This window comes from Embleya sp. NPDC059213 (genome assembly GCF_042754445.1).
Taxonomy (GTDB): Bacteria; Actinomycetota; Actinomycetes; order Streptomycetales; family Streptomycetaceae; genus Embleya.
This window is the reverse complement of record NZ_JBHZAV010000324.1, coordinates 1-6,128: the sequence shown is the minus strand read 5'-3', so window position 1 is coordinate 6,128 and position 6,128 is coordinate 1. Positions and strand designations below refer to the sequence as shown.

Sequence of the window (6,128 nt, the reverse complement as noted above, 5' to 3'; positions counted from 1 at the left end):
CACGAGAGCCGTGTACCCGGCGGAGCCGGGCGAACGATCGTCCGGTTCCCCGGGGGCCGACTCGCGGACAGGGCGAGTCCGTGGCGGACGGCGCCCTTCCCGCAGTTCCGCGCCGCAGGCCGCGCGTCGGCGGGCGGCCTGCTCGGTGGGGCGCCGGTGGGTTCGGGAATGCTCCGGATTCTCGTGCCCGTCATCATGGATCGCGTGGACGATCTTTCCGAGGGCGAGCTGCGCGACCTGGTCGAGGCGGACGAGGACGACGCGGAACCCGGTTGGTGGGACGAGGACTTGTACGACGTCTCGCCGCCTTGACCCCGGTGAGGCGGCGCGTGGTTTTTCACGGGCCGGATCTCGCCGCGCGGACGCCCCGAGCCCGGTCCGGCGAACGGTGAGCGCCGCCCGGCGTTGCGACACGGCCGTCACCCCTGCCGACACACCGAGCCGCCACCGGTGACCCGGCAGGGCGCGACGTGCGGAGCGGCCGCCGCCGCGACCGGTCGCCGGACCCTCCCACCGACGTCATCCCGTCGGACGGGCCACACCCTGGGGGCACCGGCGGAACTCGTCGTCCCCGTCGTCGTTCTCGTTCTCGCGTCGTTCCAGAGCCTCCATCTCGACCAGCCGCACGAGCGTGTCGCCGAGGGGGTTACGAGACCGGAAGACCCACTTGTGATCGAGTCGGGGCGGTTGCGGGGACGCCCGGTGGTCCGTGGGACGCGGATGGTGGCCATCACCGGCTCGAAGGCGGGGGCGTCACCGGCCTGTCCGGCGGTGAGGCCAAAGGCCAGGGGCCGGAAGTTGCCGTCGGCCACCAGGTGGACCTTCGTGGTCGGCCCGCCGCGGGAGCGTCCGATGGCGTGATCGGTCGGCTCGCCCGCCGGGGCCCCTTCTTGCGAGCCCCGGCGGCATACTGGTGGGTACGCACGATCGTGGAGTCGACCGCGACCGCCCATCGCAGGTCCTCATCGGCGTCGGCCCGGGCAACCAGGGCGGTGAAGACCCGTTCCCAGGTACCGTCCAGGGCCCACATCCGCAGCCGGTTGTAGACGCCTCTCCAGTTGACGTACCTCTCCGGCAGGTGGACCCACTACGTCCCGGTCCGGAACTTGAAGGCGATCGCGTCGATCACCTGCCGGTGATCCCGCCGGCGGTCACCCTGCCTCGGCGTCCGGTCCGGCAACAACGGCTCAATCCGCGCCCGGTGCACATCGGTCAACGGCACACCCGGCCTGACGATCGGATGACCCGAACGAAACGTCCTAGGCGCCGTGGTAGTTCTGCGGCCCGGTGGAGACCGCGGCCCTGCAGGCGGCTGCGGCGAGCCAGGGCTGGATGGAGCCGTCGTTGGTGAGGTCGGCGCGGTAGGCCATCGCCACGGTCACGTAGCGGTGGAAGCGCTGGTTGTGCCGCCATCGGTAGCTGCGGTGGACCTTGTCGGGACAGGGGGCGAGGCCGCCCCCGTCGCGGGCGCTCCAGATGGTGAGGCGCCAACGCACGTCCCCGCCCAGGTACTTCTGCGCGTCCCGGGCCGTCGCCGCGTCGGGGAACGCGAAGACCTGGACGGAGACGTGGACGGGGTTCTCGGGCGTGGCGTGGGGGCCGGGCTGCTCCACGTAGACGCCGGCGACCACTTCGGTACAGTCACGGCGCGCGAGTTCCCCGGCCAGGTCGTCGGGGCCAGCTTCACGGGAGAGGCGGGTGTCCTCGGCGATCCGCGCGAACTCGATGCTCATGTCGTTGGTGAACCGCCGCGGCAGCAGGGCGTCCGCGGTGAACGGCGTCTCGTCGGTGGAGGCGCGTTCCCAGGAGTCGGGAGAGGGCGGCCGAGGCGCGCGCTGCGTGACGTCCATCGGGCGGGTGCGCGGGGTCGGAGGCATCGCGGCGGTGGGAGCTTCCGCTGCCGCGCACGACGCCAGGAGTGCCTGAAGCCGCTGCTGGACCTCCTGTGCCGACTGGGGACGCCGGTCGGGATCACGCTCCAGTAGTTCGGCGACGAGCGTGGTCACCTCCGGCGGCAGGCCGGGGCGGAACGCGTCGAGGGGCGGGGCCTCCTCGTCGAGCTTGCGCAGCACGACCGCGATGCCGTTGTGCCCGGTGAAGGGCGGCCGGCCGGCGAGCATCGCGAAGAGCATCCCGCCGAGTGCGTACAGGTCGGAGCGTTCGTCGCCGCGTTCCGTGAGGAACTGCTCCGGTGCGCCGAATTCCGGCGTTCCGGCCGGGGCCAGTTGGGAGGAGCGCGCCACGGTGAACGCGGCCTGGACGAATCCGGCGATCCCGAAGTCGATGACCTTCACCAGCCCGTCGCCGGTGAGCATGACGTTGTGGGGCTTGATGTCGTAGTGGATGACCCGGGCCCGGTGGGCGGCCTCCAGCGCGGCGCAGATGCCGCCGGCGATGGCCACGACACGCGTCAGGGGGAAAGAACTCTCAGCCCGGAGACGCGCTGTGAGCGTCTGGCCGTCCACCTTCTCCATGACCAGGAACAACACGTCGTCGTGGATGCCTCGGTCGTACAGGGCGGCGACGTTGGGGTGGACGATCTGCGCAGCGGCCACCGCCTCGCGCTCGAACCGCCGGGACAGGTCGGCCTGGGCAATCCCGTCGAGATCCAGCAGCTTGAGCGCGACCTCACGGTGGAGCACGCGATCCCGCGCGGCCCACACGTCCCCCATGCCACCCCGGCCCAGACGGCCGATCAGCTCGTAACGGTCCGCGATCAGCTTTCCCCGCTCCACGGGGCCAGCATACGAGACGCCGGCCCGCCCCACGTGTGCCGACTTGACGGGTGTCGGCGCCCGGATTCGTCGGATGGTCCCGGGCGCCGTCGCATCGTCGGTGGGTGTGCGGTCGGGCGTTCTGCTTCCGATGTTCGCTTGCACCGGGGTGAGTGGCTGGTTTCGGTTGCGGTAGCACGCGCGTTGCTCGACGACGGCCGTGTTGTCGGTCGTGACGAGGGTGACGGTGAGGCCGAAGTCGTGGACGAACCGCGCAACCGACCACGCCCGGACGTGCTCGGCAGCCTTGTTTCGGTCGGGCCGTGCCTGTTCCGCCTCCCTTGCTGCTTCCTTCTCCATCTGCGCGGCGCGACGAGGCGGAATCGGTTGCCGTCCGAGCGGCATGGACCGGCGATACCCGGGCGCGGGCGGCGAATCCTCGCGGGGCGACGGCGATGGGGGTGCGGGATCGGCTGGGTGTGTTTCGCGACGAGGGCTTCGCCGCCTGGTACTCGTCGAACGGACGCCCGGTGTCGCCGGCCTGTCTGGTGTCGGTGTCGGCGTTGCAGTTCGAGGAGAATCCGACGGATTGCCAGTCGGCGAAGGCCGTTCGTCGCAGGATCGACCGGCCGTACGCTCCGGGGCTCGAGTTGGACGATCCGGGGCTTCGACGATTGCGTGCTGTCGGAGTTCCGGGACCGGATTGCGCGGGGGTCGGGCCGATCGACTGCGATCGGCCGCATCGGTGCCGAGATGCCGACCGCCCACCCACCGGGTATCCCCGCCCTGCCCGGCGAACGACTCACCGCCCCCGTGGTCGCCTACCCGACCTCCGGAGTCCGGGCGGGCCTGCTCGTCCCCGCCACGATCGACACCGAACTCGGCAGCATCCACGTCGTGCACAAGGAACTCGACTGATCCCGGCCGCACGGCGCCCGGATCCGCACGGCGCCCGGATCCGCACGGTGCCCGGATCCGCACGCCGCCCGGATCCGCACGGCGCGCGCCGCAGGCTCGACCGCCGCGATCGGGGATGTTTGTCGCCGGCACGTCAGGGCAACCGGCCGGAAGCCGCCGAGCCCGACCACCACGGAACCGCCCCGGACGCGCAACACGTATGCCGGCGAAGCCGGCCGAACGCCCGGCCACCCGGGAACCGCAACCGTCGCCGAACACCGCCGACAAGGAGCCAACACCATGTCCGATACCGACCTGACCGGTCGCCGCATCCTGGCGATCGTCACCAACTACGGCGTGGAGCAGGACGAACTGATCGTCCCGGCACGCCACTTGCGTGATCGTGGCGCCGAGGTGGACATCGCGGCGGTATCGGCGGATCCGATCCGAACACTCGTCGGCGACAAGGACCCGGGCGAGAGCGTTCATCCCACCCTCACGCTGGCCGAGGTCGATCCGGCCCGCTACGACCTCCTGCTCGTACCGGGCGGCACGCTCAACGCCGACTCGCTGCGCCTGAACGACACCGCGATCGGCATCGTCCACTCGTTCACCTCCTCGGGACGGCCCGTCGCCGCGATCTGCCACGGCCCGTGGGCCCTGGTCGAGGCCGACGTGGTCCGGGGCCGAACCCTGACTTCCTACGCCTCCCTGGAGACGGACATCCGCAACGCCGGCGGCCATTGGCTGGACGAACCGGTCGTCCAGGACGACACCGGCAATTGGGTGATGATCACCTCGCGCACCCCGGACGACCTGAAGGACTTCCTCGGCCGGATCGACATCACCCTGGCCTCGGCCTGAGCGCCACCTCCGCAGCCGGGCGCCGGACGCAGAACGCGAGAGGAGGCGGTACGCCATGGTCGCCGCACGCGAGGACGGTCGCACGCTCGTCGTCCTCGCCAACTTCGTGTCGCCGCTGACGGTCGACCTGCGTGCGGCATCGGTTCCGCGCCGGTGGTCGGAACAGGCTCCTCGCACGATCTGGCTCACCCGCCCCGGTGACGTGCTCGTGGTCCCGGTTCCGCTGTCCGAGTCCTTTTGCCACTACGCCTTCACCCGACTGGGCATGCCCCAGGACCGCGTGACCGCCGTCACCGTGCCGGACATCCCCCACGTGCCGATGGCGGACGCCGTCTCCGCGCACGGCCTGCTGGAGCCGCTGCGCGCGCTCCTGCGTGAACGCCCGCAGCCTCGTCTGCTCCCGACCGCCCTGGACGAAGGCTGCGTCGCGCTCGCCGCCGCCCTGGGCATCGGGATCGAACCCTACGAGGCGGGCGGCCCGTCGGCCCGGACCGTGCGCACCGTGGCGGACCTGAACACGAAGTCCGGCTTTCGTGCGGTGGCGCCCGGACTCGGCGTGCGCCTGCCCTACGGGGCCGTGTGCGCGGGCGCGGACCTCCCCCGCGTGATCGACGAACTCCTCGCCGCGTGGGAGCGGGTGGTGGTCAAACCCGACCGCTCCGCGGGCGGCCACGGTCTGCGCTTCGTCACCCGAGACGATCGACTCGACGAGACACGTCGACCCGCGGGCGGCCACTGGGTCGTCGAGCGATACGTGGAGCACACCCGCGCGGTCAGCGCCCAGGGGGAGTGCACACCGGATCGGGTGTCGGTGCCATTCGACGGGGAAATGCGGATGACCGGCGGCGCGTTCGCCGGATACCGGTCTCCGCCGTACGACGTCCCGGACCTCGCCCGCGCCGAATTGACCGAGTGGACCCTCGCGTTGGGGCGGCACCTGGTGGCCGAGGGCTATCGGGGCCCGTTCAGCCTGGACGCGGTCTGCACCCGGGACGGAACGCTCTACGCCCTGGAGTGCAACGTGCGGCGTACCGCGACCACCACCCCGCACGCCCTGGTCACCCGCCTCACCGGCAACGCCACTCCCGCTTGGTCCACCGGCACCGTCCGGGCCGATGCGCCGCGCTCCTTCGACACGATGGTGGAGCATCTGATCGAGGCGGGGTTGGACCATCGGCCAGAGACCGGCGTAGGCGTGATCCTCTACACGGACCGCCCCGTCGACGGCGCCGGTTGGCGCTACGTGGCCATGGCGGCCGATCACACCGGTCTCACCGAAGTGGAGGCGCGGCTCGCGGCCGCCTTCGGACACGACGACGGCTGAGGCCGACGCGCGTGTCGTCGCCGTGGTGACCGCCGGGGGCCGGCCCCGCCGGAGTTCGGATGCCGCGCTCGGGTTGCTCCGGATCGGTTCCACCGCTTCCCGCCTCGACGCCGAGCGCGTGGTCGACCGGACGGGTTCGGGCGTGGCTCGGGGACCGTCGTCGGGTACCCGGGTACCCGACGGCCATGCCGCGTGTTCGCGAGCCCCTGACCGGGCCTACGCCCGCGCCGGCCGACACGATCGACACGGAGCGTATCGAAGCGGTGACATCGCCGCCCGTACCGGCGCCACCCCGGCATCGCCCGCTGGGACACCGGCTCGGTCCCGAC

Annotated in this window: 5 protein-coding genes; 4 read left to right on the top strand and 1 reads right to left on the bottom strand. The window is 71.7% G+C overall.

Annotation, left to right across the window (positions count from 1 at the left end; all coding sequences use genetic code 11):
- On the top strand, positions 1-312 hold a 312-nt coding region (locus ACFXMF_RS46240), incomplete at its 5' end, for a hypothetical protein (RefSeq protein WP_380021257.1).
- A gap of 947 nt (positions 313-1,259) precedes the next feature.
- On the opposite strand, the gene ACFXMF_RS46235 is transcribed toward ACFXMF_RS46240, so the two are convergent.
- On the bottom strand, positions 1,260-2,735 hold the full coding sequence (locus tag ACFXMF_RS46235) for a serine/threonine-protein kinase (protein WP_379992278.1): 1,476 nt from the start codon (positions 2,733-2,735) through the stop codon (positions 1,260-1,262).
- Positions 2,736-3,467: 732 nt separating this feature from the next.
- Between ACFXMF_RS46235 and ACFXMF_RS46230 the strand changes: the two genes are divergently transcribed.
- The 3 genes from ACFXMF_RS46230 (at position 3,468) to ACFXMF_RS46220 (ending at position 5,799) form a co-directional block, all read left to right on the top strand.
- On the top strand, positions 3,468-3,632 hold the full coding sequence (locus ACFXMF_RS46230; RefSeq protein WP_379992279.1) for a hypothetical protein: 165 nt from the start codon (positions 3,468-3,470) through the stop codon (positions 3,630-3,632).
- A gap of 279 nt (positions 3,633-3,911) precedes the next feature.
- The gene (locus ACFXMF_RS46225) at positions 3,912-4,475 is read left to right on the top strand and encodes a type 1 glutamine amidotransferase domain-containing protein (RefSeq protein ID WP_379992280.1); all 564 of its coding nucleotides are present in this window, start codon (positions 3,912-3,914) and stop codon (positions 4,473-4,475) included.
- A 55-nt stretch (positions 4,476-4,530) separates the two neighbouring features.
- Complete coding sequence (locus tag ACFXMF_RS46220) at positions 4,531-5,799, top strand: peptide ligase PGM1-related protein (protein WP_379992281.1); 1,269 nt, start codon at positions 4,531-4,533, stop codon at positions 5,797-5,799.
- Positions 5,800-6,128 lie beyond the last annotated feature (329 nt).